Source organism: Marmoricola sp. Leaf446, assembly GCF_001424755.1.
Classification (GTDB): domain Bacteria; phylum Actinomycetota; class Actinomycetes; order Propionibacteriales; family Nocardioidaceae; genus Marmoricola.
The window spans coordinates 1557377-1583888 of record NZ_LMRF01000001.1 but is presented as its reverse complement, the minus strand read 5'-3'; the positions used below and the strand labels follow the sequence as shown (position 1 = coordinate 1583888).

29 protein-coding genes and 1 pseudogene are annotated in these 26512 nt (G+C 72.7%); 14 read left to right on the top strand and 16 right to left on the bottom strand.

Going from position 1 to position 26512, the window contains the following annotated elements; translation table 11 throughout:
* A partial coding sequence (locus tag ASG49_RS07535; RefSeq protein WP_200936219.1) for a hypothetical protein occupies positions 1–382 on the bottom strand: 382 nt, incomplete at its 3' end.
* Positions 383–517: 135 nt separating this feature from the next.
* On the opposite strand from ASG49_RS07535, the gene ASG49_RS07530 reads away from it, so the two are divergent.
* A complete protein-coding gene (locus tag ASG49_RS07530) occupies positions 518–997 on the top strand; it encodes a MarR family winged helix-turn-helix transcriptional regulator (RefSeq protein ID WP_056539080.1) in 480 nt (159 codons plus the stop codon).
* On the top strand, positions 994–1671 hold the full coding sequence (locus tag ASG49_RS07525) for a hypothetical protein (protein WP_056539077.1): 678 nt from the start codon (positions 994–996) through the stop codon (positions 1669–1671). Before ASG49_RS07530 ends, ASG49_RS07525 begins: the two co-directional genes overlap by 4 nt.
* Here ASG49_RS07525 and ASG49_RS07520 read toward each other — a convergent pair.
* Together ASG49_RS07520 and ASG49_RS07515 are read right to left on the bottom strand one after the other, a co-directional pair.
* A complete protein-coding gene (locus ASG49_RS07520) occupies positions 1653–2150 on the bottom strand; it encodes a M48 family metallopeptidase (RefSeq protein WP_082533845.1) in 498 nt (165 codons plus the stop codon). The genes ASG49_RS07525 and ASG49_RS07520 overlap by 19 nt on opposite strands.
* Positions 2151–2290: 140 nt before the next feature.
* On the bottom strand, positions 2291–2491 hold the full coding sequence (locus ASG49_RS07515; protein ID WP_056539074.1) for a hypothetical protein: 201 nt from the start codon (positions 2489–2491) through the stop codon (positions 2291–2293).
* A gap of 235 nt (positions 2492–2726) precedes the next feature.
* Between ASG49_RS07515 and ASG49_RS07510 the strand changes: the two genes are divergently transcribed.
* Together ASG49_RS07510 and ASG49_RS18550 are read left to right on the top strand one after the other, a co-directional pair.
* Complete coding sequence (locus tag ASG49_RS07510) at positions 2727–3845, top strand: alpha/beta fold hydrolase (RefSeq protein WP_304437950.1); 1119 nt, start codon at positions 2727–2729, stop codon at positions 3843–3845.
* Between the two features lie 53 nt (positions 3846–3898).
* Positions 3899–4861: a CAP domain-containing protein gene (locus tag ASG49_RS18550; protein WP_156384211.1), complete on the top strand. Its 963-nt coding sequence runs from the start codon at positions 3899–3901 to the stop codon at positions 4859–4861.
* Between the two features lie 2 nt (positions 4862–4863).
* Here ASG49_RS18550 and ASG49_RS07500 read toward each other — a convergent pair whose 3' ends face one another.
* The 5 genes from ASG49_RS07500 to ASG49_RS07480 form a co-directional block, all read right to left on the bottom strand.
* Positions 4864–5745 carry an aldo/keto reductase gene (locus ASG49_RS07500; RefSeq protein ID WP_056539068.1) on the bottom strand — a complete coding sequence of 294 codons (882 nt, stop codon included), beginning with the start codon at positions 5743–5745 and terminating at the stop codon, positions 4864–4866.
* 66 nt (positions 5746–5811) lie between these two features.
* A complete protein-coding gene (locus ASG49_RS07495; protein ID WP_056539065.1) occupies positions 5812–6102 on the bottom strand; it encodes a YiaA/YiaB family inner membrane protein in 291 nt (96 codons plus the stop codon).
* A 95-nt stretch (positions 6103–6197) separates the two neighbouring features.
* Positions 6198–6590, bottom strand: a complete 393-nt coding sequence (locus ASG49_RS07490) for a DUF5709 domain-containing protein (RefSeq protein ID WP_056539063.1) — start codon at positions 6588–6590, stop codon at positions 6198–6200.
* A gap of 61 nt (positions 6591–6651) precedes the next feature.
* Positions 6652–8421 (bottom strand): alkaline phosphatase D family protein, encoded by a 1770-nt coding sequence (locus tag ASG49_RS07485; RefSeq protein ID WP_156384210.1) that lies wholly within the window; start codon positions 8419–8421, stop codon positions 6652–6654.
* 25 nt (positions 8422–8446) lie between these two features.
* Complete coding sequence (locus tag ASG49_RS07480) at positions 8447–9502, bottom strand: TerC family protein (RefSeq protein WP_235561944.1); 1056 nt, start codon at positions 9500–9502, stop codon at positions 8447–8449.
* A 270-nt stretch (positions 9503–9772) separates the two neighbouring features.
* Here ASG49_RS07480 and ASG49_RS07475 point away from each other — a divergent pair, with 270 nt between their 5' ends.
* Complete coding sequence (locus ASG49_RS07475) at positions 9773–11299, top strand: UDP-N-acetylglucosamine 1-carboxyvinyltransferase (RefSeq protein WP_056540000.1); 1527 nt, start codon at positions 9773–9775, stop codon at positions 11297–11299.
* A 328-nt stretch (positions 11300–11627) separates the two neighbouring features.
* On the top strand, positions 11628–12038 hold the full coding sequence (locus tag ASG49_RS07470) for a hypothetical protein (protein WP_056539058.1): 411 nt from the start codon (positions 11628–11630) through the stop codon (positions 12036–12038).
* A gap of 6 nt (positions 12039–12044) precedes the next feature.
* Here ASG49_RS07470 and ASG49_RS18545 read toward each other — a convergent pair whose 3' ends face one another.
* Positions 12045–12182 (bottom strand): hypothetical protein, encoded by a 138-nt coding sequence (locus tag ASG49_RS18545; protein WP_156384209.1) that lies wholly within the window; start codon positions 12180–12182, stop codon positions 12045–12047.
* Between the two features lie 123 nt (positions 12183–12305).
* Here ASG49_RS18545 and ASG49_RS07465 point away from each other — a divergent pair, with 123 nt between their 5' ends.
* The 4 genes from ASG49_RS07465 (at position 12306) to ASG49_RS07450 (ending at position 16885) form a co-directional block, all read left to right on the top strand.
* Positions 12306–13943, top strand: a complete 1638-nt coding sequence (locus tag ASG49_RS07465; protein WP_056539997.1) for an ABC-F family ATP-binding cassette domain-containing protein — start codon at positions 12306–12308, stop codon at positions 13941–13943.
* 69 nt (positions 13944–14012) lie between these two features.
* Positions 14013–14831: a glycerophosphodiester phosphodiesterase gene (locus tag ASG49_RS07460; protein WP_235561943.1), complete on the top strand. Its 819-nt coding sequence runs from the start codon at positions 14013–14015 to the stop codon at positions 14829–14831.
* Positions 14828–16210, top strand: coding sequence for an MFS transporter (locus ASG49_RS07455; protein WP_056539055.1), 1383 nt, complete (start codon positions 14828–14830; stop codon positions 16208–16210). The genes ASG49_RS07460 and ASG49_RS07455 overlap by 4 nt, the downstream gene beginning before the upstream one ends.
* A 285-nt stretch (positions 16211–16495) precedes the next feature.
* Positions 16496–16885, top strand: coding sequence for an RNA polymerase-binding protein RbpA (locus tag ASG49_RS07450; protein WP_056539052.1), 390 nt, complete (start codon positions 16496–16498; stop codon positions 16883–16885).
* Positions 16886–16915: 30 nt separating this feature from the next.
* On the opposite strand, the gene ASG49_RS07445 is transcribed toward ASG49_RS07450, so the two are convergent.
* The 6 genes from ASG49_RS07445 to ASG49_RS07420 form a co-directional block, all read right to left on the bottom strand.
* Positions 16916–17452 (bottom strand): FxsA family protein, encoded by a 537-nt coding sequence (locus ASG49_RS07445; RefSeq protein WP_056539049.1) that lies wholly within the window; start codon positions 17450–17452, stop codon positions 16916–16918.
* Complete coding sequence (locus ASG49_RS07440; RefSeq protein ID WP_235561942.1) at positions 17449–18273, bottom strand: polyprenol monophosphomannose synthase; 825 nt, start codon at positions 18271–18273, stop codon at positions 17449–17451. The genes ASG49_RS07445 and ASG49_RS07440 overlap by 4 nt, the downstream gene beginning before the upstream one ends.
* 408 nt (positions 18274–18681) lie before the next feature.
* Complete coding sequence (locus ASG49_RS07435) at positions 18682–19107, bottom strand: hotdog domain-containing protein (RefSeq protein WP_056539043.1); 426 nt, start codon at positions 19105–19107, stop codon at positions 18682–18684.
* Complete coding sequence (locus ASG49_RS07430) at positions 19104–19907, bottom strand: OAM dimerization domain-containing protein (protein WP_056539040.1); 804 nt, start codon at positions 19905–19907, stop codon at positions 19104–19106. The genes ASG49_RS07435 and ASG49_RS07430 overlap by 4 nt, the downstream gene beginning before the upstream one ends.
* Complete coding sequence (locus tag ASG49_RS07425; RefSeq protein ID WP_056539038.1) at positions 19904–21514, bottom strand: lysine 5,6-aminomutase subunit alpha; 1611 nt, start codon at positions 21512–21514, stop codon at positions 19904–19906. The genes ASG49_RS07430 and ASG49_RS07425 overlap by 4 nt, the downstream gene beginning before the upstream one ends.
* Entirely contained in the window at positions 21514–22575 is a 1062-nt protein-coding gene (locus tag ASG49_RS07420) for a hypothetical protein (RefSeq protein WP_056539992.1), read from the bottom strand. Before ASG49_RS07420 ends, ASG49_RS07425 begins: the two co-directional genes overlap by 1 nt.
* Before the next feature lie 105 nt (positions 22576–22680).
* Here ASG49_RS07420 and ASG49_RS07415 point away from each other — a divergent pair, with 105 nt between their 5' ends.
* On the top strand, positions 22681–24081 hold the full coding sequence (locus tag ASG49_RS07415) for a KamA family radical SAM protein (protein WP_056539035.1): 1401 nt from the start codon (positions 22681–22683) through the stop codon (positions 24079–24081).
* A gap of 61 nt (positions 24082–24142) precedes the next feature.
* Here the strand turns inward: ASG49_RS07415 and ASG49_RS07410 are convergent, their stop codons facing one another.
* Positions 24143–24613 (bottom strand): SRPBCC family protein, encoded by a 471-nt coding sequence (locus ASG49_RS07410; protein WP_056539032.1) that lies wholly within the window; start codon positions 24611–24613, stop codon positions 24143–24145.
* 31 nt (positions 24614–24644) lie between these two features.
* Between ASG49_RS07410 and ASG49_RS19575 the strand changes: the two are divergent.
* The 3 genes and pseudogenes from ASG49_RS19575 to ASG49_RS07400 all read left to right on the top strand — a co-directional run.
* Positions 24645–24953: pseudogene (locus ASG49_RS19575) on the top strand (DNA topoisomerase IB); the annotation flags it as partial.
* Between the two features lie 38 nt (positions 24954–24991).
* Complete coding sequence (locus tag ASG49_RS07405) at positions 24992–25642, top strand: hypothetical protein (protein ID WP_235561978.1); 651 nt, start codon at positions 24992–24994, stop codon at positions 25640–25642.
* 133 nt (positions 25643–25775) lie between these two features.
* Positions 25776–26495: a carbon-nitrogen hydrolase family protein gene (locus ASG49_RS07400; RefSeq protein ID WP_056539027.1), complete on the top strand. Its 720-nt coding sequence runs from the start codon at positions 25776–25778 to the stop codon at positions 26493–26495.
* Positions 26496–26512 lie beyond the last annotated feature (17 nt).

The following is a 26512-nucleotide window of genomic DNA, read 5'->3' as shown; positions in this document are numbered from 1 at the left end:
AGGTGGCGTCCGGGTCGAAGTCCGGGATCCGCTCGAACACCTCGTCGAGGTGCACCTGCAGCACCGCCTGCCGGGCCCGGGCGTCACGGTACGCAGCGCTGCGGTCCCCGAACCGGGCCGGCGCGAGGGCGGGCGGGTCGGCCAGTGCCGGGGTCAGGCCGTTGATGCTCTTCTCCGCCTTCACCAGGCGTGCGACGTAGGCGTCGACGTCCCGGGAGTACGCCGCACCGGCCTCGTCGGCCGCGCGGGTGGCCGAGACGTAGGCGTAGCCGGTCACCCCGGCGGCCACGAGGGCCAGGACCGTGACGACCGCGACGACGATCCACAGCCGGCGCACCCGGCGACGCGGCCGCGGGGGCGTGGTGGGCTGCTCGAGCGACATGTCGACCTCGGTCCGAGTGCGGGGCTGGCTGCGGGGAGGCTAGTCCGATCCGGCGCCGGTCATGGGCGGAATCGGTGGGTGGGGGCCGAACCCGATTGATCGTTACCTGTCTTCACAGTCTGCTAGGGTAACGACATGACGCGAGGTCTGTTCGACACGCTGCTGCTGGTGACCCACCTGCTGCGCCACGACCTCGCCCGCACCTTTGAGGGCACCCCGCTGACCGAGGCCCGGGTCGCCGTGCTGTGGGTGCTGCAGACCACGGGGCCCTCGACCCAGCAGCAGGTCGCCGCGGCGCTCGAGGTCAGCGCCCGCAACGTCTCGGCCCTGGTCGACGCGCTCGAGGCGAGCGGCCACGTCCGTCGTACGCCGCACCCGACGGACCGGCGCGCGGTGCTGCTCAGGCTCACCGAGGAGGCGACGGTGCTGATGCGGCAGATGCAGGCCGAGCACGCCGCGGTCGAGGCGTCGCTGGTCGACAGCGTCGCTCCGGCCGACCGGGAGGCTTTCGCGCGGGGTCTCGACGCCGTGGCCGCCCGGCTGGGCCGGCTGGTCGCGGCCGACGGCGGGTTCGACGTCGAGGAGCGCCGGGAAGGCGGGGGAGCGGCGTCGTGACCGCCACGGGAGCAGACGGCGTGCCGGTCCGGCTGCGGACCCGGCTGCTCGGCCTGGCCGGACGAGCGCTCGTGCTGGAGGTGCGGATGTACGACAGCATCCTGCGCTTGCTGCTGCGACGTCCGGCGATCGCCGCGGGGGCGACGGGGTTCCGCTACGACGCCCCGACGCGGCTGCTCGTCGTGGTCTTCATCGTGGTCTCCGCGGTCGAGCTGGTGGTCGTCGACGTCCTGGTGCACCGCTGGCCCCTGGTGCGGTTCCCGTTCCTGGTGCTCGGGATCTGGGGACTGGTGTGGATGGTGGGCCTGCTGTGCAGCCTCCTGGTGCGACCGCACACCGTGGGCCCCGGCGGGCTGGTGGTCCGTGACGGCATGGACCTCGACGTGACGCTCCCGTGGGAGGCGGTCGACATGGTGCGGACCCGCAGGCGCAGCTACGCCGACAAGCCGCCGCGGGTGCTGGCGGACCAGGGGAGCCGGGTTCTGGTCGTCGCGGTGTCCCAGGAGACCGACGTCGAGGTCGTGCTGGCCCGTCCGCGCACCGTCCGGCTGCCCGGGCGGCGGACGGTGGAGGTCGACGCGGTGCGGCTGTGGGCCGACGACCCCGCCGCCCTGGTGGCTGCCGCGACGAGTGCGCAGCGCGCCGTGGCCAGCGGTCAGCCCAGCGAGTCGTAGGGCCTCTCGCCGGTCTCGGCCAGCCGGCGCTCCACACGCAGCACCGCCGTCTCGTGCTCGGGGTCGCCGGTCATCGCGGCCGCGAGGCGCAGGTGGGGCAGCGCGTCGGCGTAGCGCGACTGCCGCTCCAGGCTGCGTCCCAGTGCGTGGCGGGCCCAGTCGTCGGAGGGGTCGGCCTCGACCAGCCAGCGCAACTCGGCCTCGGCCGGCCCCAGCCGGGCCTGCATCAGGTAGGCCCAGGCCCGCAGCGTGCGCAGGCCGACGTTGCGCTCGTCCTGCGCGAGCGCGGCGTCCAGCACCTCGAGCGCCTCGCGCGGGGCGCGACGCCCCAGCAGGTCCCAGGCCAGCCGGTGGGCCGACGCCGGGTCGGCGAGCTGGCCGGGGAACACCAGGTCCGGGACGCGCAGCTCCTGGCCGAGGTCGACGGTCTCGGCTTGCTCGTCGCTGTCGTGGGCGGTGTGCTGGCGGTCGTGGTCCATGGGGTGCTCCTTCCGTCCTGGCCAACAGGGGGCGAGGGGCGGGCATTCCGGACGACCCGCGTCAGGACCGGATGCCCGGGAGGGGAGGTCCGCTCGACGTGTGTTGACATAATGTCGCTTATCGGCGGAATATCCACGGCTCAGGGGGCGACGTACAGGCCGTCAGCCCCGCTCGGGTCCGCGGCCGGCACGAACCCGCGACGGAGCGGCCCCGGGCGCACGAACAGCTGGACGACCTCCACCACGTCGTCGTGCGCCGGGATGCGAGTCGAGCGCTGCAGCGCGACGTGGCCCACGACGCTGCCGGTCGGCACGACGGTCACCGGCGCCTGGTCGAACACCCAGGCGAGCTCGACCTCGCGCCCGGTGAGCCAGTCGAGGCGCTCGTGCGGCGACGACGCGGCCTCGGGGGTGCCCCAGGACCCTCAGCACCTCGCACAGCGGAGCGAGGTCCTGCTCGCGGCGTCCGCGGATCACGCACCCATCCGAGCACGGCCGCCCGTCGGTCGTCGCCGAGCCCCCTCCGTCCGGGCAGGTGCCCGGCGTGGTCGACCTCGCTAGGTTGGCACCCCCGGTGTGACGCGGGTCACGCCCCGCTCCCTGGAGGACGACGTGCCGCTCGAGAACCCCTTCTACACCGCCGAGATGCAGGGCGACTACGAGCTCGTCGGGCTCGGCCGCTTCGAGCTCGAGGAGGGCGGCGTCATCGACGACCTCCAGCTGGCCGTCGCGACGTACGGCGAGCTCGACGCCGACAAGGGCAACGCCATCCTGGTCCCGACCTGGTTCTCCGGCACCCACGCCACCTGGTGGCAGGTCTACCTCGGAGCCGGCCGTGCGCTGGACCCCGAGAAGTACTTCATCGTCGTGGTCAACCAGATCGGCAACGGCCTCTCCACCTCGCCGCACACGACCGACGACCCCGCGATCGCGATGTCGAAGTTCCCGAAGGTGCGGATCGGTGACGACGTCCGCGCCCAGGAGCAGCTGCTTCGCGATCATTTCGGCATCGAGCGGCTGGCGCTCGTCGTGGGTGGGTCCATGGGCGCTCAGCAGACCTGGGAGTGGGCGGTGCGCTATCCGGACAAGGTGCTCCGCGCCGCGCCCATCGCCGGCACCGCGCAGAACACGCCGCACGACTTCCTGTTCACCCAGACCCTCATGGACGCGATCACCTCCGACCCGGGCTGGAACGGCGGGGAGTACGCCAGCAGCGCCGACGTCGCCGCCGGGCTCGCCCGCCACGCCGACATCTGGGCGATCATGGGGCTCTCCACGGAGTTCTGGCGCAGCGGCTTCTGGAAGGGCATCCCGCCGGTGGTCGAGGGGCTCGGGTGGGACGACTTCGAGGAGTTCCAGCAGAACTTCACCCGGCTGCTGTTCGGGATGATGGACCCCAACGCCCTGCTGAGCATGGGCTGGAAGTGGCAGCGCGGCGACGTCGCGCGTCACACCGGCGGCGACCTCGGGGCCGCCCTGGGGCGGGTCACCGCGAAGGTCTTCGTGATGCCGATCGACGAGGACATGTTCTTCCCGCCGCGCGACTGCCGGGCCGAGCAGGAGCTGACCCCGGGAGCCGAGCTGCGGGTGCTGCACAGCATCGCCGGCCACTTCGGCCTGTTCGGGTTCGAGTCGTCCTACCTCGACGAGGTCGACCAGCACCTGCGGGAGCTGCTCGCCACCGACGTGGGGTAGTCCCCCGGGCCGTTTCGTGTCCGAATAGTCCGTAATGGTGCGACCCTGGGGGCATGACCGCTCCCCCTCGTCGTACGACGCGGACCGCGGGGCTGTTGCTGACCCTGCTCGCCGTCGTCCTCGGCAGCCTCTCCGCGGCGTCGCCGGCGCAGGCCCGCGGCCCGGCACGCACCGGCGTCGACGGCTGGAGCACCGTGCGCCTGGTGGTCGACGCCGGCACCGACCGGACGCTGCGGCTGCAGCTGCGCGGCGCCTGGCGAGCGGGCCGGTCGGTGGCGCTGCAGGCGCGCACCAGCGGGGCCGCCTGGTCGACCGTGGACCGCACCACCAGCATTCGCCGTGGCGGCGTGGTGCTCGACCTCCCCACCGCCCGGGCGTACGACGGGTGGCTGCGCGTCGTCGTCAGCGGGACCCGTCGCGCCCGCGGGGTCGTCACCGGCCCCCGTGCCCTCGTCGTCCGCGCCGTGGATCCCGCCACCCCGGCGCCGAGCCCGCCGACCCCGGCTCCCCCGCTGCCCAGCACCAGCCCGGCACCCGCCCCGCCCCCCAGCCCGGCCCCCGTCCCGAGCCCCAGCCCGGCGCCTGCCCAGGACGGCACCATGTCCGCGCCGGAGGCCGAGGTGCTGCGCCTGGTCAACCAGGCGCGGGCGGTGTCACGCACCTGCGGCGACGCGACCTACCCCGCCGTGGGTCCGCTCCGCCCCGAGCCGCGCCTGACCCTCGCCAGCCGCGCCCACGCCCAGGACATGGGCCAGCAGGGCTACTTCGACCACGACTCGTTGGACGGCAGGTCACCGTGGGACCGCGCCCGGGCGGCCGGCTACCCGAACGCCAACGCCGAGAACATCGCCGCCGGGCAGCGCACCCCGGCCGCGGTGGTCCAGGCCTGGATCACGTCCGCGGGGCACTGCCGCAACATCATGACCGGCGGCCCCCGGGACCTGGGCGTCGGTCTCGCCGTGGTCCCGGGCAGCCGCTACGGCTACTACTGGGTGCAGGTGTTCGGCCGCGGCTGACCTCAGTCGGCGTCGAGCCGGGCCAGCTCGTCGGCAGTCAGCTCGAGGTCGGCCGCGGCGGCCGAGTCGGTGACCGACGACGGCCGCTTGGCGCCGGGGATCGGGATCACGCAGTCGGACTGCGCGAGCTCCCACGCCAGTGCGACCTGCTGGGCGCTGACCCCGCGATCGCGCGCGATCTCGGCGAAGGCCGGGTGCTTCTCGGCCAGCTCCTTGGCGTCGCCCAGCCCGCCCAGGGGGCTCCACGGCAGGAACGCCAGGCCGAGCTCCTCGCAGACCTCGATCTCGGGGCGGCTCGAGCGGAACTTGGGCGAGAACTGGTTCTGCACGCTCACCAGGTGGTCCCCCAGCACCGAGTGGGCGAGTCGGATCTGCTCGGGGTCGGCGTTGGAGAGGCCGATCATCCGGACCTTGCCGGCGTCGGCGATCTCCTTCAGCGTGGCGACGACGTCCTCGTAGGCCACGTCGGGGTCGGGCCGGTGGTGCTGCCACAGCGCGAGCTGCTCGACGCCGAGCCGGTCCAGCGAGGCGTCGACGGCGGCCACGAGGTGGTCGCGCGAGGAGTCGGTGTCCCACGACCCGCCCTCGCCCCGCACGTGGCCGCCCTTGGTCGCGAGCAGCACGCGGTCACGCACCCCGAGCTCGTCCAGGAGCCCGGCGACCAGTCGCTCGTTCTGGCCCTGGGCGTCCTCGCCGTCGTCGCCGTAGCCGTAGGCGTCCGCGGTGTCGAACAGCGTCACGCCGGCCTCGAGGGCCGCGGTGACGGTGTCGAGCAGCTGCTGCCGGGGCTGCGCGCCGGACTGGTCGAAGGTCATCAGGCCCAGCCCGATCGCGCCGACCTGCACGCGCCCGGTGGTCTCGTTGCCGATCTCTCGTGTCTTCACGGGTGGCCTGTTCCCCGGGGCGGGCCGGGCCACACCTCACCCGGCCACACCTCACACGGCCACACCTCACACGGGTGCGTTGAAGGGGTCGTGCTCGGCCAGGATCTTGTCGACGCGCGCCTGGTCGAGACGGTGCACCACCTGGGAGGTCTCCTGCGCGTCACGCACGCACTTGGCCAGCGTGAAGGTCGCGGTGACCAGGAACAGCGTCCCGATGGCGAGGAAGGCGCGTTCCCACGCCCCGACGGGGAGGTTCCAGATGCCCAGCGTGACCGCGGCCAGGGCCACGGCGAAGGCGATGCCCGACTGGGCGTAGAAGGCGGTCGTGGTGGACGGGGCGGTGACGGTGCGGCTCATGTCCAGCAGCCTCCCGCGACCGCACCGGGACGCACGAGCGGGCGGGTACTCAGGTCGCCCTGAGTACCCGCCCGCCGGGTCGCACGTGGTGGTGCCTAGACGTCGTCGATCGTGTGCATCGCGGCTTCCTCGGCGCTGGCGCCGGCGCCGTCGATGCCCTCGTCCTCGGCGGTCAGGTCCTTGTCGACGTCGGCGTGGGCGCCCTCGTCGGGGGCCATCAGCCGCCCGGTGCGCTCGTCGCCGACCTCTCCCCCGACGTCACCGTCGACGATGTCGTCGGGTCCGGCCTGTGCCTCGGCCTCGGCGGCCTCCCAGACCTCGGGCTCCTCGTCGTCGAGCCGGTCCTCGAGGGACTCGCCGCCCTCGGGGTGCTTGAGGTGGTCGGGCTCGCGCTCGGGCGGGCTGTAGCCCTCGTCGAGCACGTCGGCGGTGCCGCGGTCGTCCAGGGAGTCCTCGGGTTGGAGCTGGTCCTCGCTCATGCCACTCATGCCACCGAACCTAGCCGAGCCCCACAGCCGGGCCGTCGGGGCGGTCGGGGCGGTCGGGCCGTCAGCGGGTGACCGCCGCCGCGTCCAGCCGTACGTCGCACACGCGGGTCAGCACCGGGAGGTGCTCGTCACCGCCGTCGACCTCGCCCTTGGACCACGACAGCAGCAGCCCGTCGTCGGTGACCTCGGCCACCGCCAGGTTGTTGTCGAACCACGGGCCGCGCAGCCGCTCCCAGCGGAACGGCGGCTCCGCCACGTGGGCCGACCGGCTCGCCAGCCGTCCGAGCACGCCCGCGACCCCGTAGGACAGCACGGCGGTGGCGTACCGCATCGAGCGCGGCAGCGGGTTGCGGATCGGCGAGCAGACGAGCTGGAGCACGCGGCTCTGCAGCCGCCGGGTGTCGCCGTCGGCGAGCCGGGTCACCTCCGAGACGTAGCTGTGGTGCACGTCGCCTGACAGGAACGTGACCGTCCGCGGCGCCCGGCCGCGCTCCCCCGTGGCCACCTGCACGACCATCTCGGCGACCTTGCGGAAGGTGTCCTGGAACGCGCCCCAGTGCTCGAGGTCGACGGTCTGGCGGGCCCACTCGCCGGCCTTCGCGCCGCGCGCGCCCCACGCACCCCCGGCCAGCGCCTCGCTGAAGGCCTCGAGGTGCTGCAGGCCCGGCGGCAGCAGCCAGGGCAGCGAGGTGCCGATGAAGAGGTGGTCGACGTCGCCCTGCAGCTGCTCGTCGAGCCAGGCCAGCTCGCCGTCGTCGAGCAGCGCCCGGTCGTCGGCCTCGAGCACGCGCGCGGCCCGCGAGTCGACCACCACCAGGCGGCTGCCCTCGAGGTCGCGCGCGTAGCTCCAGCGGTAGGTCTCAGGCTCCGCGTCCACGCGCTCGGCGAAGCCGTCGAGGACGCTGCTCAGGTCGAGCTCGTCCGGCCCGTCGTGGGCCGTGACCTGCTGCCAGACCTCGTCCTTGGCCCGGTCCTCGGCTGCGAGGTTGCCGACGTGCTGGTAGACCCAGTACGACGCCAGCCCGGCCACGATCCGGCCGTGCCACCACTCGGTCTGCTCCATCTGCTGCCGCCAGGCGTGGGAGGTGTTCCAGTCGTCGCGGACGTCGTGGTCGTCGAAGATCATCAGGCTCGGCAGCGTCGAGAGCAGCCAGCGGTTGGCGGGGTCGCTCCAGGCCAGCCGGTAGAGGTGGGCGTACTCCTCGTAGTCCTGGAGCTCGGTGCCCGGCGGCTCGTCGATGTCGCGCCGCGAGGAGATGAACTCCCGCATCGCCTCGGTGGTCTCGTCGGCGTAGACCTGGTCGCCGAGGAAGACGACCAGGTCGGGCCAGCGCAGCTGCTCGTCGGAGGTCACGCCCGCCATGGCCAGCGCGTAGGCGCGCATCGCGTCCACGCCGTGGGTGGCGTTGCCCTCGCGGTCGTGGCTGACGCTGGTGCGGCACGACCCGAAGGCGATCCGCGGCGGCTTGCCCCGGCGCAGCGTGCTGATCACCGACGGCGGCAGGTCGAGCTCGGTCGCGTCGGCCGCGCTGTCCTCGGTCGGGCCGACCGCGACGTGGCGGTCCGGCGGCCAGACGTGGGTCACGGTGTCCTCGACGACCAGCTCCACGTCGTACGCCGTGACGGTGCCCGGCTCCAGGCCGCCGACCTCCACCAGCGCGTAGTGGTGGCCGTGCACCCCGAACGTGCGTGCCTCTCCCCCGGCCGTGCCGGCGGTGACCCGGACGGTGCACGCCCGGTCGGTCTCCACCCACACGGCCGCCTCGGTGTGGTCGACGAAGCGCAGCAGCGGCCCGAGGACCAGCTCGGCCTGTTCCCTCCCAGGAGTCATGGCGACCATCCTGCTCCGGGTCCGGTCACCGCGCGACGCGGGAGTCCTCCTCCGTGCTCTCCTCCGTGTCCTCCTGGGTGCCCGAGGCCTGCCGCTGCTCGGCCTTCTTGGAGGCCATCAGGCTGGTCACGGTGGTGATCGCCAGGATGCCGACGATCACGAACAGCGAGGCCACCGTGGGGATCTCCGGGACGCTCGGCCAGGTGAGGTGGCCCCAGTGCAGGACCAGCTTGGCGCCGATGAAGAACAGGATCGCGGCCAGGCCGAAGGACAGGTGGACCAGCTTGCTCAGCGCCGCCTCGAGCACGAAGTAGAGCGCCCGCAGGCCGAGCAGCGCGAAGGCGTTCGTGGCGAAGACCAGGTAGGGGTCGCCGGTGATGCCGTAGACGGCCGGCACCGAGTCGACCGCGAAGACGATGTCGGTGGCGAGCACGGCGATGGTGACCAGCGCGAACGGCGTCAGCGCCCGCGTGCCGTCGATGCGGCCGAACATCCTGGGACCCTCGTAGTCCTTGGTGACCGGCATGAAGCGGCGTACGAACCTGACGCTCTTGATCTGGTCGACGTCCATCTCGTGCTCCTCGTCGCTCAGCGCGTCCTTGAGGAGCTTGATGCCGGTGATCAGCAGGATGGCGCCGAAGACGAGGAAAGCGGCGTCGAAGCTGTTGAGCGCGGCGGCGCCGAGCGCGATGAAGATGCCGCGCAGCACCAGCGCGCCGATGATGCCGTAGAGCAGCACCCGCTGCTGCAGCTCCTTGGGCACCGCGAACGCGGTGAGCAGCAGCATGAAGACGAACAGGTTGTCCACGCTCAGCGACTTCTCGACGAGGTAGCCGGTGAGGTACTCCACCCCGGTGCCCTGGCCGTACTGCGACCAGATCCAGGCGCCGAAGGTGAGCGGGAGCGCGACGTAGAAGACCGACCAGCCGACGGCCTCCTTCATCGACACGGCGTGCGGCTTGCGGGTGATGACGAAGTCGAGCGCCAGCAGCGCGACGACGGCGCCGATCGTGGCGGCCCACAGCGTGGGCGTCCCGATGGTCTCGAGGCCGCCGGATGCGGCGGCGTGCGGGATCAGCACAGGAGGATCTCCTCAGGTCAGGTGCGATGGCCTGAGGTCTCCCCCACCCGACGGACTGGTGCCGACGGGCTCGCGACCGGAGGACCTGTGGTCCCGTACTGACCGAGCGCGACTTGGTGGGGTACTCCCCTCGGCGCCGACCCTACCGGCTGGCCGGTCGAGACGACGCCGAACTGGTCGAACGTTGTCTGAGAATGCCGACGTGATCCGGCCGACACGCCCCGCACGGCGTCGCTAGACCTATCTCATATCTGAGATAGCGTGCCGGGCGTGACTGAGGACTACCTGAAGCGCATCGGCAACCTGATCCGCGACGCCCGCAAGCACCGTGGCTGGACGCAGCAGCAGCTGGCCGACGAGCTGGGCACCAGCCAGAGCGCCGTCAACCGCATCGAGCGCGGCCACCAGAACCTCTCCCTCGACATGCTCGCCCGCATCGGCGAGGCGCTCGACCAGCCCCTGATGAACCTCGGGCAGGGCCCCACGCACCTGCGGGTCCAGGGCCCCACCACGCTCCGCGGCTCGATCGAGGTCAAGACCTCCAAGAACGCCGGCGTGGCGCTGCTGTGCGCCGCACTGCTCAACCGCGGCCGCACGACGTTGCGCCGGGTCGCCCGGATCGAGGAGGTCAACCGGCTGCTCGAGGTGCTCGACAGCCTGGGCGTGAGGACGCGCTGGCTCAACGCCGAGAACGACCTCGAGATCATCCCGCCCGCCAACCTCGACCTGGCCTCGATCGACGAGGTCGCGGCACGACGTACGCGCTCGATCATCATGTTCCTCGGCCCGCTGATGCACCGGATGAGCGACTTCGAGCTGCCGTACGCCGGCGGCTGCTCCCTCGGCACCCGCACCGTCGAGCCGCACATGACCGCGCTGCGTCCCTTCGGCCTGCAGGTCAAGGCGACCGAGGGCAGCTACCACGCCAACGTCTCCCCCGGCATCACCCCGCGGCGCCCGATCGTGCTCACCGAGCGCGGCGACACCGTCACCGAGAACGCCCTCATGGCCGCCGCGCTGTGCGACTCGACCACGGTGATCCGCAACGCCTCGTCCAACTACATGGTCCAGGACCTCTGCTTCTACCTGCAGAAGCTCGGCGTCGTCGTCGAGGGCATCGGCACCACGACCCTGACGGTCACCGGCTGCACCGAGATCGACGTCGACGTCGACTACTCCCCCAGCGAGGACCCGATCGAGGCGATGTCGCTGCTGGCCGCCGCGATCGTCACCGACTCCGAGATCACCGTCAAGCGGGTCCCGATCGAGTTCCTCGAGATCGAGCTGTCGGTGCTGGAGGAGATGGGCTTCCGCTACACCCTGTCCGAGGAGTACGTCGCGGCCAACGGCCGCACCCGGCTCGCCGACCTCACCACCCACCACTCGGTGCTGCACGCGCCGCTCGACAAGATCCACCCGATGCCGTTCCCGGGCCTCAACATCGACAACCTGCCGTTCTTCGCTGTGATCGCGGCCGTGGCGCAGGGCCAGACGATGCTGCACGACTGGGTCTACGAGAACCGCGCGATCTACCTCACCGAGCTGAACAAGCTGGGCGGCAAGGTCACCCTGATGGACCCCCACCGGGTGATGATCGAGGGCCCGACCCGCTGGTCGGGCACCGAGGTCGTCTGTCCCCCGGCGCTGCGGCCGGCCGTGGTCATCCTGCTGGCGATGCTCGCCAGCAAGGGCACGTCGGTGCTGCGGTCGACGTACGTCATCCACCGCGGCTACGAGGGCCTGGCCGAGCGCCTCAACGAGCTCGGCGCCCAGATCGAGACCTTCCACGACCTGTAGGCCGGCCCGGGCGGGTCGAGACCATCGCGCTGCGCGACCCAAACGACGATCAGTTCGCCCGCCCGACGACGTCGGACCGCCTGAGGTTCACCCCGTGATGGCCGAACTGATCGTTGTTCGGGCGCCGGTGCCGCTCAGGTCCGTCGAGACCCCGGCGCGTCATACGACCTGGTCGTCCGAGCGACCACCTCGTCCGACGCTCAGTGGGACGTCATACGAGCCGGCCGTCCAAGCGACCACCTCGTATGACGTCCCGGCCCTGGGAGCTCGGTGCTGCCGACCCGACTCCCTCAGGACTCCCGCCTCACAGCAGCCTCGATCAGGAACGATGACCACCATGTGGCACATCACGCATCGCCGCTCGGGCAGCGTCGCGGTGATGGTCCTCGCGTGCTTGGCGCTGGGTGCGTGCGGCAGCAAGCTCCGGTTCTCCGAGGCGGAGCTCACGGACATGACGCGGTGCGTCGGCGGCACGGTCTTCCCCGGCCGCCAGTCCGACCGCCACGCCAGCTACACGCGGGCCTGTGAGTCGGCATACGGCAAGCTGCGGATCAGTGAGTTCGAGGATGACCAGGCGCGCGACGCCTACCTCGCCGGAGAGGTGATCAACCACATCACGGGTCGCAAGGCCGACTACGCTTTCTTCGTGTACGGGAACGGGTGGGCCATCGCCTGCCAGAGCAGGACCAGCCAGGAGAAGGTGGCCGACGTCACCGGTGGCGAGGCTGCGCCCTCCTGAAGAGGCTCAGTGGCGGCGCGGCTGCTTCCGGTCACGCAGCCGCTGGACGGCAGCCTGGATCTTGGCCTGGTTCTCCGGCTTCTGGGCCTCGTCGTAGACCTTCTTGGCGATCCCGATCATGGCGGCGGTGCGCATCAGCTTCATGCGGGGCCGGTACCCGACCGCAGCGCCTCCGATCCGATGCGGACGCGTGACGCGTCGTACGTCCTCGTCACCCGGACGACCACCTCGCACGACGCACCGCACCACCCCCACTACGCTCGCCCGGTGAGTGCCCACCTCGTCGCCAAGGACCTCGCCGGGGGCCACGCGCACCGCACCCTGTTCGAGCACCTCGACCTGACCGTGGCGCCGGGCGACGTCGTCGGCGTGGTCGGGGCCAACGGGGCCGGGAAGACCACGCTGCTCCGGATCCTGGCCGGTGACCTCGCCCCGCTCGGCGGCACCCTGTCGACGGCGCCTGCGGACGCCTTCGTCGGCTGGTTGCCGCAGGAGCACGAGCGGGTGCCGGGCGAGACCGTCGCGGCGTACGTCGGTCGCCGCACCGGCGCCGCCCCGGCGACCGAGGCGATGGAACAGGCCGCGGAGGCGCTGGGCGAGGGCACCCGCGAGGCCGAGGACGCCTATGCGCGCGCCCTGGACCACTGGCTGGCCAGCGGCGCCGCCGACCTCGACGACCGGCTCCCTCCCCTCCTGGCCGACCTCGGGCTCGAGGTGGGACCGGAGGCGCTGATGACCTCGCTGTCCGGGGGCCAGGCCGCCCGGGCGGCGCTCGCCGCACTGCTGCTCAGTCGCTTCGACGCGGTGCTGCTCGACGAGCCGACCAACGACCTCGACCTCGCCGGCCTCGACCGGCTGGAGGCGTTCGTGCAGGGCCTGCGGTCGGGCGTCGTGCTGGTCTCCCACGACCGCGAGTTCCTCTCCCGGGTGGTGACGCGCGTGGTCGAGCTCGACCTCGCCCAGCACCAGGTCGCGGTGTACGACGGCGGCTACGACGCCTACCTGGAGGAGCGGGCCACCGCGAGACGTCACGCCCGCGAGGCCTACGAGGAGTTCGCCGACAAGAAGGCCGACCTCGTGGGACGGGCCCGCACCCAGCGCGAGTGGAGCTCCCAGGGGGTCCGCAACGCGATCAGGAAGGCGCCCGACAACGACAAGATCCGTCGCAGGGCGAGCGTCGAGTCCTCGGAGAAGCAGGCGCAGAAGGTGCGCCAGATGGAGTCGCGGATCGCGCGCCTGGAGGAGGTGGAGGAGCCGCGCAAGGAGTGGGTCCTGCAGTTCACCGTCGGCCGTGCGTCCCGCTCGAGCTCGGTCGTGGCGACCCTGGACGCGGCGACCGCCACGCTGGGGAGCTTCACCCTCGGCCCGGTCTCGCTCCAGGTCGGCGCCGGGACGCGCATCGGCGTCACCGGGCCCAACGGCGCGGGCAAGACCATGCTGCTGCGGCTGCTGCTGGGGCGCCTCGAGCCCACGACCGGCCGGGCGAGCCTGGGGGCGTCGGTGGCGATCGGCGAGATCGACCAGGCCCGCACCGGCCTCGACGAGCTGCTGCCGCTGGGCGAGGCGTTCGAGGCGGTGCTGCCGCAGCTGCCGCCGGCCGAGGTCCGCACGCTGCTCGCCAAGTTCGGTCTCAAGGCCGACCAGGTCACCAGCCGGGTGGGACGCCTCTCCCCCGGCGAGCGCACCCGGGCGGCGATGGCGCTGCTGCAGGCCCGCGGCGTCAACCTGCTGGTGCTCGACGAGCCCACCAACCACCTCGACCTGCCGGCGATCGAGCAGCTCGAGCAGGCGCTGGAGTCCTACGAGGGCGCGATGCTCCTGGTCACCCACGACCGCCGGCTGCTCGACACGGTGCGGCTCGACGAGCGGTGGCACGTCGAGGCGGGTCGGGTCACGGTCGGCTGAGTACGCCGGCGGATGTGCCGGCGGCGTTGCGCCCGGCACGATGACCAGGTGCCCGCCCATACTTCCCCCGTGAGCCACCCCCCGCCGCCGCGCACGGGGTACCCCTACCTCGACCAGGGTCGGGCGGGGGGCGCCGTGATCGCGATGGCGCACCGCGGCGGCGTGCGTCACCCCGAGATCCCGGGGGCCGAGAACACCCTCCACGCGTTCCGGCACGCCGCCGCGCTGGGCTACACCTACCTCGAGACCGACGTGCACGCGACCAGCGACGGCACCCTGCTGGCCTTCCACGACGCGGTGCTCGACCGCGTCACCGACGGCACCGGCCGGCTCGACCGGCTCCGGGCCGACCAGGTCGCGCGGGCGCGCATCGGGGGCGAGCACGCCGTCCCGCGGATGGCCGAGCTGCTCGAGGAGCTGCCCGGAGCGCGGTTCAACATCGACCTCAAGTCCGCCGGCGCGGTCGAGCCCCTGGTCGAGCTGATCGAGCGCACCCGTGCCCACGACCGTGTCTGCATCGGCTCCTTCGGCCAACGCCGGCTCGACCGGTTCCGCGACCTGACCCGTGGCCGCGTCGCCACGTCGGCCTCCCCGGCCGAGGTGGCCGTCTTCGCGGGCACGCTGTCGGGTCGCCTCGCCCGCGCGCTGACCCGCGGCCGCGTCGCGGCGCTGCAGGTGCCACACCGGCGCGGGCCGGTCCCGGTCGTCACCCGGGGGTTCGTACGCCGCGCCCACGCCGCCCGCGCCCAGGTGCACGTCTGGACCGTCGACGACGCCGAGGAGATGGAGGAGCTGCTCGACCTCGGGGTCGACGGCCTGATCACCGACCGCACCGACGTCTGTCGGGACGTGCTGCGGCGCCGAGGCGTCTGGGAGGACCCCGCATGAGCACCCCCGCCCCGGTCGGCATCGCCGACCTCTCCCCTCTCGACCGGCGCCGCCAGCAGCGGGCGTGGAACTGGTACGACTGGGCCAACTCGGCCTACTACACGACCGTGCTGAGCGTGCTGTTCGGTCCCTACATGATCACCGTGGCCGGCCGGGCCGCCGGCTGCACCGACGCCGACGAGACGTGCAGCCGCACCGTCAGCCTGCTGGGGCTCGACCTGGCGGCGGGGTCGCTGCCGAGCTACCTGACCAGCTTCGCCACCATCGCCGGAGCCTTCGTGCTGCCCGTGGTCGGGGCGTGGGTGGACCGCTCGGCCCACAAGAAGCGTCACATGGCGTTCTTCGCCTGGGCCGGTGCGGCGTTCGCCTCGCTGCTGTTCCTCATGGAGGGCGACAACTGGCAGCTGGGGGCCGTGGCGGTCGTGATGAGCAGCGTGCTCGCCGGCTGCGCGATGGTGAGCTACTACGCGATCCTGGTCGACATCTCCACCGAGGAGGAGCGCGACCACGTCTCCTCGCGCGGCTGGGCCTTCGGCTACCTCGGCGGCGGGGTGCTGCTGCTGCTCAACCTCGTGCTGGTGCTGCTCCCGGACACGTTCGGCCTCGACACCGAGACCGCCGTGCGGCTCTCGCTGCTCTCGGCCGCCGTGTGGTGGGCCGGGTTCACGATCATCCCGTTCGTCCGGCTGCGCGACCACGCGCCGCTCGACGTGGTGCCGGTCGAGGGCGGGGTGCTGCGGCGCAGCTTCGGCCAGCTCGCCGACACGTTCAAGGACATGCGCAAGTACCCCATGACGCTGACCTTCCTGCTGGCCTACGTCTTCTACAACGACGGCATCCAGACCGTCATCTACGCAGCGTCCACCTACGGCCAGAAGCAGCTCGGGTTCGAGACGTCGGTGCTGATCGCGACCATCCTGCTGATCCAGTTCGTCGCCTTCGGGGGCGCGCTGTTCTTCGGGCGGCTGGCCGCGCGGCACGGCGCCTACCGGCTGATCCTGTGGGGCACCTTCGCCTGGATGGCGATCGTGGTCGCGGCCCTGCTCCTGCCCGCGGGCAACATCGCGCTGTTCCTCGCGGTGGCCGTGGCGATCGGAGTGGTGATGGGTGGCACCCAGGCCCTCTCGCGCTCGTTCTTCAGCCTGCTCATCCCCCGCGGCCGTGAGGGCGCCTACTTCAGCCTCTACAACGCAGCGGAGCGGGGCACCTCGTGGTTCGGCACGCTGCTCTTCGGCGTGGTCTTCCAGCTGACCGGGTCCTACCGTCCCGCGATCCTCGCGCTGATCGTGTTCTTCGTCCTCGGTGCGTTCTTCCTGCTCCGCCTCGACCCCGCCCGCGGCATCCGCGAGGCCGGCAACCGGGTGCCCAGCAGCATGTAGGCCCGTCGGTGCCGGGCCCGGCGTACCCGCTGGCCTAGTCCATGGGGGCCAGATCGCGTGATCCTCGCCGCTCGGGACCCTCTGGATGGTGTGAAACCGGGACCGATGGGGAATGCTCGTCAGACGTCGTTCGTTGTGCCGGACGTGATGCCCAAGGCGTCCGAGCACTCAGGACCTCGGCCCACCCGGGCCTGACGCGCCGCCCAGCAGCGGCTGCGCGCCGTCCGAGCACACAGACCGTCAGTCACCGTCGCGACCCGACCGGTGCACACCGTTGGAGGACACGTGGGAGAGCGCACGCTGCGAGGAGCCCGTCTGGGCGGCCAGAGCTTCGAGGACGAGCGCGGCATCGAGTTCGCCGCCCGGCAGCAGGTCGGCTACCTCTGCTCGCAGGGCCACGACTTCGAGATCACGATGTCCGTCGAGGCCGACATCCCGGCGCTGTGGGAGTGCCCACGCTGCGGTGCCGAGGCCCGCGCCACCTCCGGCATCGAGCCCGAGGTGAAGGCCGAGAAGCCCGCCCGCACCCACTGGGACATGCTGCTCGAGCGCCGCTCCGAGAAGGAGCTCGAGGACATCCTCGCCGAGCGCATCGACCTGCTCCGTGGCGGCCAGATCGGCCCGGCCCACCTCCACCGGCCCAACGCCCGCAAGAAGCGCGCCGCCAAGGCCTGACGACCGCGGCGACCCCCTCGGGGAGCCTGCTCAGTCGACGACCTCGCCCTGGACCACGTCACCGGGTCCGGGGCGTCGTCGTGCCCGGGGGTCGGTGACCGGTCCCGTGCCCGGGCCGGGACCGAAGCCGGCGCCGCCACCGGTGAGCCCCGGTCCGCCCGAGGCGACCAGCCGGCGGCTGATGGCCCCGGCGAGCACGGTGCGGCCCAGCGGCCGGGTCAGGGGCAGGATCATCAGGATGCCCAGCACGTCGGAGACGAAGCCGGGGGTCAGCATCAGCGTGCCGCCGACCAGGATCAGGATGCCGTCGGCCAGCTCGCGGTGGGGCATCCGCCCGGCCGACAGCGCGTCGCGGAAGGCACGCATCGTGCGGGCCCCCTCGCGCTTGACCAGCCACGACCCGACCACGCCGCTGAGCACCAGCAGCCCGAGCGTCCACCAGGCACCGATCACCTGACCGACCTGGATGATCGTCCAGATCTCCACGAGCGGCACGACGACGAACGCCACCCCCAGGAGCCACCAGGGGAAGCGGCGTCGGCGGGTCGGGGGCGTGGAGGTGCTCATGTCCTGCCCAACGTGCGGTCGCGCGGCGCTGTTCCGGGCGCCCGCAGGCGGCGTACGGCGCGCCGGAGCTGCTGGGCGCGCTCCTCGATCCCCCAGGCCGTGATGCGCCGCAGCGACTCGGTCGCCACCGCCCGGCTCATCTTGGACTCCCCGCGCACCCGCTCGACGAACTCGATCGGCACCTCCCGCACCCGCAGCCCCGCCCGCAGGGTGCGGTGCGCCAGGTCGGTCTGGAAGACGTAGCCGAGCGAGGCGGTCTCCTCCAGGTGGATCCGCTCCAGGGTCTCGCGGCGGAACAGCCGGAAGCCCGCCGTGGCATCGCGCACCCCGATGCCCAGCAGCGTGCGGGTGTAGAGGTTGCCGCCGCGCGAGAGCAGCTCGCGGTGGCGCGGCCAGTTCACGATCGACCCGCCCGGCACCCAGCGCGACCCGATCACCAGGTCGGCGCCGGGCAGTGCCTCCAGCAGCCGACCGAGCTGCTCGGGCTGGTGGGAGCCGTCGGCGTCCATCTCCCCCACCACGTCGTAGCCGCGCTCCAGCGCGACGCGGAAGCCGTGGAGGTACGCCGCGCCCAGGCCCTGCTTCTCGGTGCGGTGCAGCACGCTCACGGCTGAGTCGGAGGCGGCGTACTGCTCGGCCAGCGCCCCGGTGCCGTCGGGGGACCCGTCGTCGACGACCAGCACGTCGACGTCGGGCTGGGCTGCGCGCAGACGGCGCAGCAGCGGCACGATGTTGTCGGCCTCGTCGTAGGTGGGCACCACCATGACGACCCGACCCCGGCCGGGGAGGGCGGGTCGGTCGTCACGAGGTGCTGCGCTCACCGGCAGAACCTATCGGCCGCCGCTGCGGGAGGGGCAGGACGGGGGGAACGACGAGGACCTTCGGACCGTCCGCGCGCTGACCGGGTGCCAGCGTCACGAGCGTTGTCTACTGGTCGACTCGCTCCCCCCGCGTCCTCCCGCCCACGACCACGCCGGTCGACCCGCCAAGTGCAGCCTGGGGTCCATCTTGGCGAGATGGCCCTCGGATGCATCAGTCGCTCGTGTGGTGCGGGCGTGCTGCCCGGAGAAACTTCGACGACCCTGTCGGGGGCACGGCACGGTGTCAACCCGCGGCTGACCAGTGGGCGCGCCTCGAAACCGCAGGTCAGGCAGGCGTACCCGGTTGCGTCGGATCTTCACTGATTATCCGGCCTCGTCGGCGTGTCGCAATGGACACGCCGTGCCGGTCTAGACGTGCGGGGGGACGGGCGGCACCACCACGGTGCCGACCGCCGTGGTGGCCACCAGCGGCTGGGGCAGCACCCGGGCCGCGGAGTCGCGGTCCGGGGTGGCCTCACCGCGCGCGACGACCAGCAGCGCGAACTCGATCCGGCGCGAGCGACGCCCCACGCGGGTCAGCGTGCCGCGGGCCTCCACGACGTCGCCGGCCCGCACCGGGCTGCGGAACTGCACGTCGTCGTAGGAGGCGAACAGGCCCTCGTCGCCGTCGGTGACGATGCACAGCTCGGTGGCCACGTCGCCGAACAGGCCGAGGCCCCAGGCGCCGTCGACCAGCGCGCCGGCGTAGTGCGCCTCGGCGTGGGAGACGTAGCGCCGGTGCACCACCTCGGTGCCCAGCCGGGGGTCCTGGGGGTCCTGCGTGCCGGCGCTCACGAGGCCACCGCCGTCGGGACCAGGCGGTGGACCAGGAAGCTGGCCACCTCCCCCGGGGTGGTGCCGCGGGAGAAGACCCGGTCGACCCCGAGCTCGCCGGCCATCTTCTCGTCGAACCGGGGGCCCCCGACCACCAGCAGCGGACGCCGGGCGGGCGGGAACGCCTCCCGGAAGGCGGCCGACATCTCGCGGGTGTTGAGCAGGTGGGCGTCGCGCTGGGTGACCACCTGGGAGACCAGCACCGCGTCGGCCCGCTCGGCCACCGCGCGCTCGACCAGCTGGGGCACCGAGACCTGGGCGCCGAGGTTGACCACCTTGAGCTCGCGGTAGTACTCCAGGCCCTTCTCGCCGGCGAAGCCCTTGATGTTGAGGATCGCGTCGATGCCGACGGTGTGCGCGTCGGTGCCGATGCACGCCCCGACGACCGTCAACCGGCGTCGCAGCCCGGCCTTGACCGCGGCGTTGACCTCCTTCGGCGTCAGCAGGTCGTAGTCGCGCTCGACCACCTCCACCTGGCTGGGGTCGACCAGGTGGTGGACCCGGCCGTAGACCACGAAGAAGGTGTACGCCGCGCCCATCGGCCGCGCGTGCACCACCAGCGCCGGGTCCATGCCCATCTTGTGGGCCAGCTGGGCCGCCGCCCCCTCAGCCACCTTGGAGTGCGGCATCGGCAGCGTGAACGACAGCTGCACCATCCCGTCGCCGGTGGTGTCGCCGTAGGGCCGCAGCAGCCGGTGCTCGTCGGTGGGGCCGACCTCGCCGGTCGAGCCCGTCACGCCCGTCAGGACCGTCTCGCTCATGCGTTCTCCTCCAGGATCTCCGTCGCCGGGTTGTAGTGCTCGTCGCTGTGCTCGGCCACGCCGTCGAGGCCGCGGCCGCCGTCCGGCGGCCGCTTCATCAGCCCGAAGGTGCCGTCGGCGATGGCGTCGAGCAGGCCCCGGTCGCGGTCGGCGATCCGGGTCAGCAGGTCGATCGACTCCCCCAGCACGGTGCGCGCCCGCTCGGCGATGACGCCGTCGGGGGCGGGGTGGAAGTCCTCGGCCAGCCGGCCGGCGGCGTCCATGACGTAGCGGACGTTCTGCAGCGCCAGGTCGCGGTCGGAGAGCCACGGCGTCACCACCGCCTCGGTCATCATCCCGACCAGCAGGATGCCCTGCCCGGTCAGTGCCCCCGCCAGGTTGAAGAAGCCGTCGAGCAGGTAGCCGCGGAACACGTCGCCGGTCATGTGCCGGGTCGGCGGCATCCACTTCAGCGGCGCGTCGGGGAACAGCTCGCGGGCCAGCAGCGCGTGGGCGAGCTCGAGGCGGAACGAGTCCGGCACGCCGGGGTCGATCTCGAACGCGTGCCCCAGGCCCAGCTGCCAGTCCTCGAGACCGGCCTCGTGGGCGAAGTACTCGTTGAGCAGCTGGCTGGTGGTGACGGTGTGCGCCGCCTCCACCGCGTCGGCGGTGGTGAGGTAGTTGTCCTCGCCGGTGTTGATGATGATGCCGGCGCGGGCGTGGACCTGGCGGCTGAAGCGCTGGTCGACGAAGGTCCGCACCGGGTTGATGTCGCGGAACAGGATGCCGTACATCGAGTCGTTGAGCATCATGTCGAGCCGCTCCAGGCCCGCCAGCGCCGCGATCTCGGGCATGCACAGCCCGCTCGCGTAGTTGGTGAGCCGGACGTAGCGCCCCAGCTCGCGGCCGGTCTCGTCGAGCGCCGCCCGCATCAGCCGGAAGTTCTCCTGCGTGGCGTAGGTGCCGGCGAACCCGTCGCGGGTCGCGCCCTCGGGCACGTAGTCGAGCAGCGACTGGCCCGTGGAGCGGATCACCGCGATCACGTCGGCGCCCTCGCGGGCGGCCTGCTGGGCCTGCGGGATGTCCTCGTAGATGTCGCCGGTCGCCACGATCAGGTAGATCCAGGGCTGGCGGGGCGCGTCGCCGATCTCGGCGACCAGCCGCTCCCGCTCCTCCCGGCGTACGTCGATCCGGGCGATGCCGTCGCCGACCGCGGCCCGGGCGCCCGACCGGGCGGTCCGCGCCGCGTCGCCCTCGGGCAGCCGGAACCGCACCGAGCCGGCCGCCGCCTTCTGCGCCAGCGTCAGCAGGTCCTCGGCCTCGCCCCGGGCCAGCGCGTCCCACACGGGGAGCGCCAGCCCGTGGCCGAGGTCGACGTCGGCGCGGACGGCGTCGGCGAGCAGGTTGACCCAGGGCACGCCGTCGGGGTCCGCGCCGCCGAGCCCGGCCAGGCGCAGCGTGGCCCGCTCCACCGACAGCGTCGTGTGGCGGCGGGCGAGGTCGACGATGGGGCCGCCCACCTGGGCCGCGAGCGCGCGCGCCTGCGCCACCGTCCGCGGGTCGAGGTCGAGCTTGGGGCGGTGGGGGTTGCCCCCGGACCCGCCGCTGGTCGAGCGCGTCGAGACCATCACAGCCGCCTCTCGAACAGGGCGCGCACCGCGGGGGTGCTGCGCACGATCTCCAGCGCCAGGTCGGCGTGACCGGGCACGTAGCCGTTGCCGACCAGCATGGTGACGTCGGCGGCGAGGCCCTCGGCGCCGAGCGCGGCCGCGCTGAAGGAGGTGGCCATCGAGAAGAACACCACCGTGCCCCCGGCGGCGGTGGCCAGGATCGCCCCGCCCTCGCAGCCGGGCACGTCGACGCAGACGACGGTGACGTCGGCCGGCCCGCCGGCGGCACCCACCGCGTCGCGCAGCGCGACCGGGTCGCGGGCGTCGCAGACCACCACGCCGTCGGCCAGGCCGGCACCCACGCCGCCCTCGCGCAGCAGCGCCGCCTCCGCGTCGTGCGGCACGACGGCGACGACGCGCGACGCCCCTGCCCGCCGGGCCGCGGCCAGGCACAACGACCCGGACTTGCCGGCCCCGCCGATCACCACGACACCCACCTCGCCGGTCGAGCCTGTCGAGACCCCGAGCTCCACGTGGCTGCGCACGTGCCGCTCCACCAGCGCCGGCGCGCCGCAGACGTCCATCACCGACAGCGCCAGCTCGGGCGAGAGGTCCTCGGGCAGGCGGGCGGCGATGCTGCGGCCGAAGAGCACGGCGTACCCCTCGGCCGGCACCTGCTCGCTCAGCCCGTCCCACCGGGCGAGGTCGTCGGTGAGCACGAGCGGCGTGAGGGTCAGCGAGACCAGGGTGGCGATCCGGTCGCCGACGCGCAGCCCGAGCGGCGAGCCGTCGGCGACCTCCTCGACGGTGCCGACGAGCATGCCGCCGGAGCCGGTGACGGGGTTGTGCATCTTGCCGCGGGTCCGGACGATCTCCAGCACCTCGCGGCGTACGCCGTCCCCGTCGCCGCCGTGCTTGTCGTGCAGCTGGCGTGCCGAGGCGGCGTCGAGGTTGAGCCGCTCCACCCGCACCCGCACCTCGTCGTGGCGCAGCTCCGGATCGGTGTCGAGCCGCGTCGCCGCCTGCGGCAGCACCCCGGGCGGCTCCAGCACCCGGTGCAGCCCGGTCGGGTCACCCATCATCCGTCCCACGTCAGCACGCCTTCCTGTCTCGCATGGAGGAAACAGTAGATCTTGCGGCGATGTGTTTGCGACACCGAAAGGATCGTGTCCATACTTCCTCGCATGAGCATCGAGACGTCGATCGCGGCTCTGGTCGAGCAGCAGACCGGTCAGCCCTACCCCTACCAGCGCGTGGAGCTCGTCGAGCCCGACTGGACGCGCTTCCCCGGGTGGAAGGACGTCACCCGGGCCGAGTGGGAGAGCGCGCAGTGGCAGCGCTCGCACTGCATCAAGAACCTGCGCCAGCTGCGCACCCTGCTCGGCGACCTCGTGGACGAGCGGTTCTACGCCGACCTCGAGCGCGACCAGGCCGAGCGGGCGACGATGTCGATGCTCGTCCCGCCGCAGATGATGAACACGATGGCGCCCCACGTCGACCCCGCCGGGCCGGGCTCGCTCACCGAGGCCTTCTACGCCGACCCGGTGCGGCACTACATGATCCCGGTGTTCTCCGACCGCCGCACGGACTGGCCCTCGCACCCCCACGCCAGCCGTGACTCGCTGCACGAGCACGACATGTGGGCCGTCGAGGGGCTGACCCACCGCTACCCGACCAAGGTGCTGGCCGAGCTGCTGCCGACCTGCCCGCAGTACTGCGGCCACTGCACGCGGATGGACCTCGTCGGCAACTCCACGCCCGCGGTCGAGAAGCTGAAGTTCCTCGGCAAGCCGGTCGACCGCCACGCCGAGATGCTCGACTACCTGCGCCGCACCCCCTCGGTGCGCGACGTGGTGGTCTCCGGCGGCGACGTCGCCAACATGCCGTGGGCCCGCCTCGAGGAGTTCCTCACCCAGGTGCTCGACGTCGACAACGTCCGCGACGTCCGGCTCGCGACCAAGGCGCTGATGGGCCTGCCCCAGCACTGGCTCCAGGACGACGTACGCCGGGGCATGGAGCGGGTCGCCACCAAGGCGCGCGCCCGTGGGGTGTCGCTGGCGATCCACACCCACGTCAACCACGCCAACTCCGTCACCCCGCTGGTCGCCGACGCGACGCGGGCGATGTTCGAGGCCGGGGTGCGCGACGTGCGCAACCAGGGGGTGCTGCTCGACGGGGTCAACGCCGACCCGCACGCGCTGCTCGACCTGTGCTTCCGGTTGCTCGACGGGGCGCAGATCCTGCCCTACTACTTCTACATGTGCGACATGATCCCGGCCTCGGAGCACTGGCGGGTCTCGGTCGCCGACGCGCAGCGGCTGCAGCACCACGTCATGGGCTACCTGCCGGGCTTCGCGACGCCGCGGATCGTGTGCGACGTGCCGTTCGTCGGCAAGCGCTGGGTGCACCAGGTCGCCTCCTACGACCGGGTCCGGGGCATCTCGGAGTGGACCAAGAACTACCGGACCTCGATCGAGGCCGAGGACCCCGAGGCGCTGACCCGCACCTACTCCTACTTCGACCCGATCCACACGCTCCCCGCCGAGGGCCAGGCGTGGTGGGCCCGTCAGGGCGCCCCGGTCTGAGGCGGCTGGTCCGAGGTCGGCCGGTCTGGGGGCGGCTTGGTCTGAGGCGGCGCGCGGTGGGTCAGTCGGCCAGGAGCTGCCCCACCCGCTGCAGGCCGAGCCGGGCGTAGCCCGCCCACATCACGCGCAGCGCGAGCACGGCCGGACGCACCAGCGGGGTGCGCGGGTGGACCTGCCAGCTCCAGGTGACGCGGGTGCCGCCCCCGGCCGCCTCGAACGCCCAGCGACCCTCGACCCGGCGCGACAGCAGCGCGAGCGGGCCGGTGAGGTCGCCCAGCTCGTAGTCGAAGTGGTGCGGCGCCTCGACGGCGACCAGCCGCTCGCGCATCCGGCCACCGTCGGCGAGCACGATGGTGCGGGTCTGGCCCGGCTCGGCCCACTCCCCGTCCTGGTCACGGACCTCGCGGATGGCCGGCAGGGCGAGGTGCCGACGGTCGAACAGGCCCGGCAGCGGTGCCGGGAGGACGGTCGCGAGGGCGTGGGCGGGCGAGGTGGCGAAGGTCGCGCTCTGGGTGAAGGTCACGGGCGGCATGAGCCGACGCTAGCGGGGGAACACAGGGTCCATGCCACGTCTGCGCACCGTCTACCCGAGCACCCGCGGCGGGACCCGCCGTCGGGCGGGCAAGGGCTGGACCTTCTTCGACAAGGACGGGGCGCGGATCACCGACCCCGAGGAGGTGCAGCGGCTGAAGTCGCTGGCCATCCCCCCGGCCTGGCGGGACGTGTGGATCTGCCCCTGGCCCAACGGCCACATCCAGGCGGTCGGCACCGACGACGCCGGCCGCCGGCAGTACCAGTACCACCCCGACTGGCGGGTCAAGCGCGACAAGCTCAAGTTCGACCGGGTGCTGCGTGCGGCCGAGCAGCTGCCGNGCGGCGGGCGATCAAGCGCGACCTCGGCCTGGAGGGGATGCCGCTGGAGCGGGCCGACGCGGTCGCCGTACGCCTGCTCGACCTCGGCTACTTCCGCGTCGGGAGCGACATCTACGCCGACACCAACGGCTCCTTCGGGCTCACCACGCTGGAGAAGCGGCACGTGCGCCGCAAGGGCGACGTGCTGCACTTCCGGTTCATGGGCAAGTCCGGCATCGAGCACAGCATCGAGATCGACGACCCCGACATCCTCGAGGCCCTCGACAGCCTGCGCCGTCGGCGGGGCGGCACCGAGCGGCTGCTGGCCTACCAGCTCGAGAAGGCCTGGAAGGACCTCGACAGCACGGCGGTCAACACCTACCTCTCCGGCCTGCTCGAGGACCTCACCGCCAAGGACTTCCGCACCTGGCACGCCACCGTCCTGGCCGCCGCCTCCCTGGCGGTGACCGAGGAGCCCGGCGACACCAAGCGCTCACGGCAACGGGCCGTGAAGGCGGCGGTCCTCGAGGTCTCCGAGTACCTCGGCAACACCCCCACGATCGCCAAGAACTCCTACATCGACCCGCGCGTCATCGACCTCTACGAGAACGGCACCACGATCGACGCCGAGCTGGTCACCAAGCGCTACCGCTCCCCCGCCGCCAAGCAGCGCGCGCTCGAGGCGGCGGTGCTGGAGCTGCTGCGGTAGGTGGGGCGGGTGGGGAGTCGTCGGTTTCACAGGGTCCCCTGTGAAACCGACGCTTCCCGGAGAACACTTCGCCCGGGAAGCACCAGGTTCACCCGGGGAGTGCGGCCGACCGGCGTACGACGAGGATGGGGCGATGCCCGACCCGCTGACCGTCGCCGCCTGCCAGCCACATGTGGCCGACGACCTGACGCGCAACGTCGCCACCCACGTCGAGGCCGTACGCCGGGCCGGCGCCCGTCTCGTGGTCTTCCCCGAGCTGTCGCTGACCGGCTACGACCTCGCAGCCGATGCGGTCGACCCCGGCGACCCCCTGCTGGTCCCGCTCGTCGAGGCCTGCGCCGCGGTGGGTGCGGTGGCCCTGGTCGGGGCGCCCGCCCGGACCGACGGGGTCGAGACCATCGCCGCGCTCCGGGTCGACGAGGGCGGTGTCGCGGTCGCCTACCGCAAGCAACACCTGGGCCGGGCCGAGCAGGAGCGGTTCACGCCCGGACCGGCGCCGGTCGCGATCGACGTCGACGGCCACCGCGTCGCGCTGGGCATCTGCAAGGACACCGGCACCGCCGCGCACCTGCGCGACGTCGCCGTGCTGCGTCCCGACCTCTACGTCGCCGGCCTGGTGCACCGGCCCGACGAGCTCGAGGAGCAGCGCGCCCGTGCGGGGCGGATCGCCCGGGCGACCGGGGTGCCGGTGGTCCTCGCGAGCTGCGCCGGACCTGGCGGCCCGGCGTACCCCACCACGGCCGGCCACTCCGGGGTGTACGCCGCCGACGGCACCGCCCTCGACGAGGTCGGCGCCGACCCGGGCGCGATCGCCCGGGCGACGCTCCCCGGGCTCGGTCGCAGCGCCGGCTGAGGGCACGGCGTCGCGGA

Excerpts from the sequence above, each read along its gene's own strand:
- ASG49_RS07425 (WP_056539038.1), bottom strand. The coding sequence starts at position 21,514 with ATGGTCTCGACGCGCTCGACCAGCGGCGGGTCCGGGGGCAACCCCCAC.
- ASG49_RS07410 (WP_056539032.1), bottom strand. The coding sequence starts at position 24,613 with ATGCCGCCCGTGACCTTCACCCAGAGCGCGACCTTCGCCACCTCGCCC.
- ASG49_RS07530 (WP_056539080.1), top strand. The coding sequence starts at position 518 with ATGACGCGAGGTCTGTTCGACACGCTGCTGCTGGTGACCCACCTGCTG.
- ASG49_RS07445 (WP_056539049.1), bottom strand. The coding sequence starts at position 17,452 with ATGAGCACCTCCACGCCCCCGACCCGCCGACGCCGCTTCCCCTGGTGG.
- ASG49_RS07490 (WP_056539063.1), bottom strand. The coding sequence starts at position 6,590 with ATGAGTGGCATGAGCGAGGACCAGCTCCAACCCGAGGACTCCCTGGAC.
- ASG49_RS07470 (WP_056539058.1), top strand. The coding sequence starts at position 11,628 with ATGACCACCATGTGGCACATCACGCATCGCCGCTCGGGCAGCGTCGCG.
- ASG49_RS18550 (WP_156384211.1), top strand. The coding sequence starts at position 3,899 with ATGACCGCTCCCCCTCGTCGTACGACGCGGACCGCGGGGCTGTTGCTG.
- ASG49_RS07485 (WP_156384210.1), bottom strand. The coding sequence starts at position 8,421 with ATGACTCCTGGGAGGGAACAGGCCGAGCTGGTCCTCGGGCCGCTGCTG.
- ASG49_RS07405 (WP_235561978.1), top strand. The coding sequence starts at position 24,992 with ATGCCGCTGGAGCGGGCCGACGCGGTCGCCGTACGCCTGCTCGACCTC.
- ASG49_RS07520 (WP_082533845.1), bottom strand. The coding sequence starts at position 2,150 with ATGGACCACGACCGCCAGCACACCGCCCACGACAGCGACGAGCAAGCC.
- ASG49_RS07415 (WP_056539035.1), top strand. The coding sequence starts at position 22,681 with ATGAGCATCGAGACGTCGATCGCGGCTCTGGTCGAGCAGCAGACCGGT.
- ASG49_RS07495 (WP_056539065.1), bottom strand. The coding sequence starts at position 6,102 with ATGAGCCGCACCGTCACCGCCCCGTCCACCACGACCGCCTTCTACGCC.
- ASG49_RS18545 (WP_156384209.1), bottom strand. The coding sequence starts at position 12,182 with ATGAAGCTGATGCGCACCGCCGCCATGATCGGGATCGCCAAGAAGGTC.
- ASG49_RS07430 (WP_056539040.1), bottom strand. The coding sequence starts at position 19,907 with ATGAGCGAGACGGTCCTGACGGGCGTGACGGGCTCGACCGGCGAGGTC.
- ASG49_RS07455 (WP_056539055.1), top strand. The coding sequence starts at position 14,828 with ATGAGCACCCCCGCCCCGGTCGGCATCGCCGACCTCTCCCCTCTCGAC.
- ASG49_RS07400 (WP_056539027.1), top strand. The coding sequence starts at position 25,776 with ATGCCCGACCCGCTGACCGTCGCCGCCTGCCAGCCACATGTGGCCGAC.
- ASG49_RS07420 (WP_056539992.1), bottom strand. The coding sequence starts at position 22,575 with ATGGGTGACCCGACCGGGCTGCACCGGGTGCTGGAGCCGCCCGGGGTG.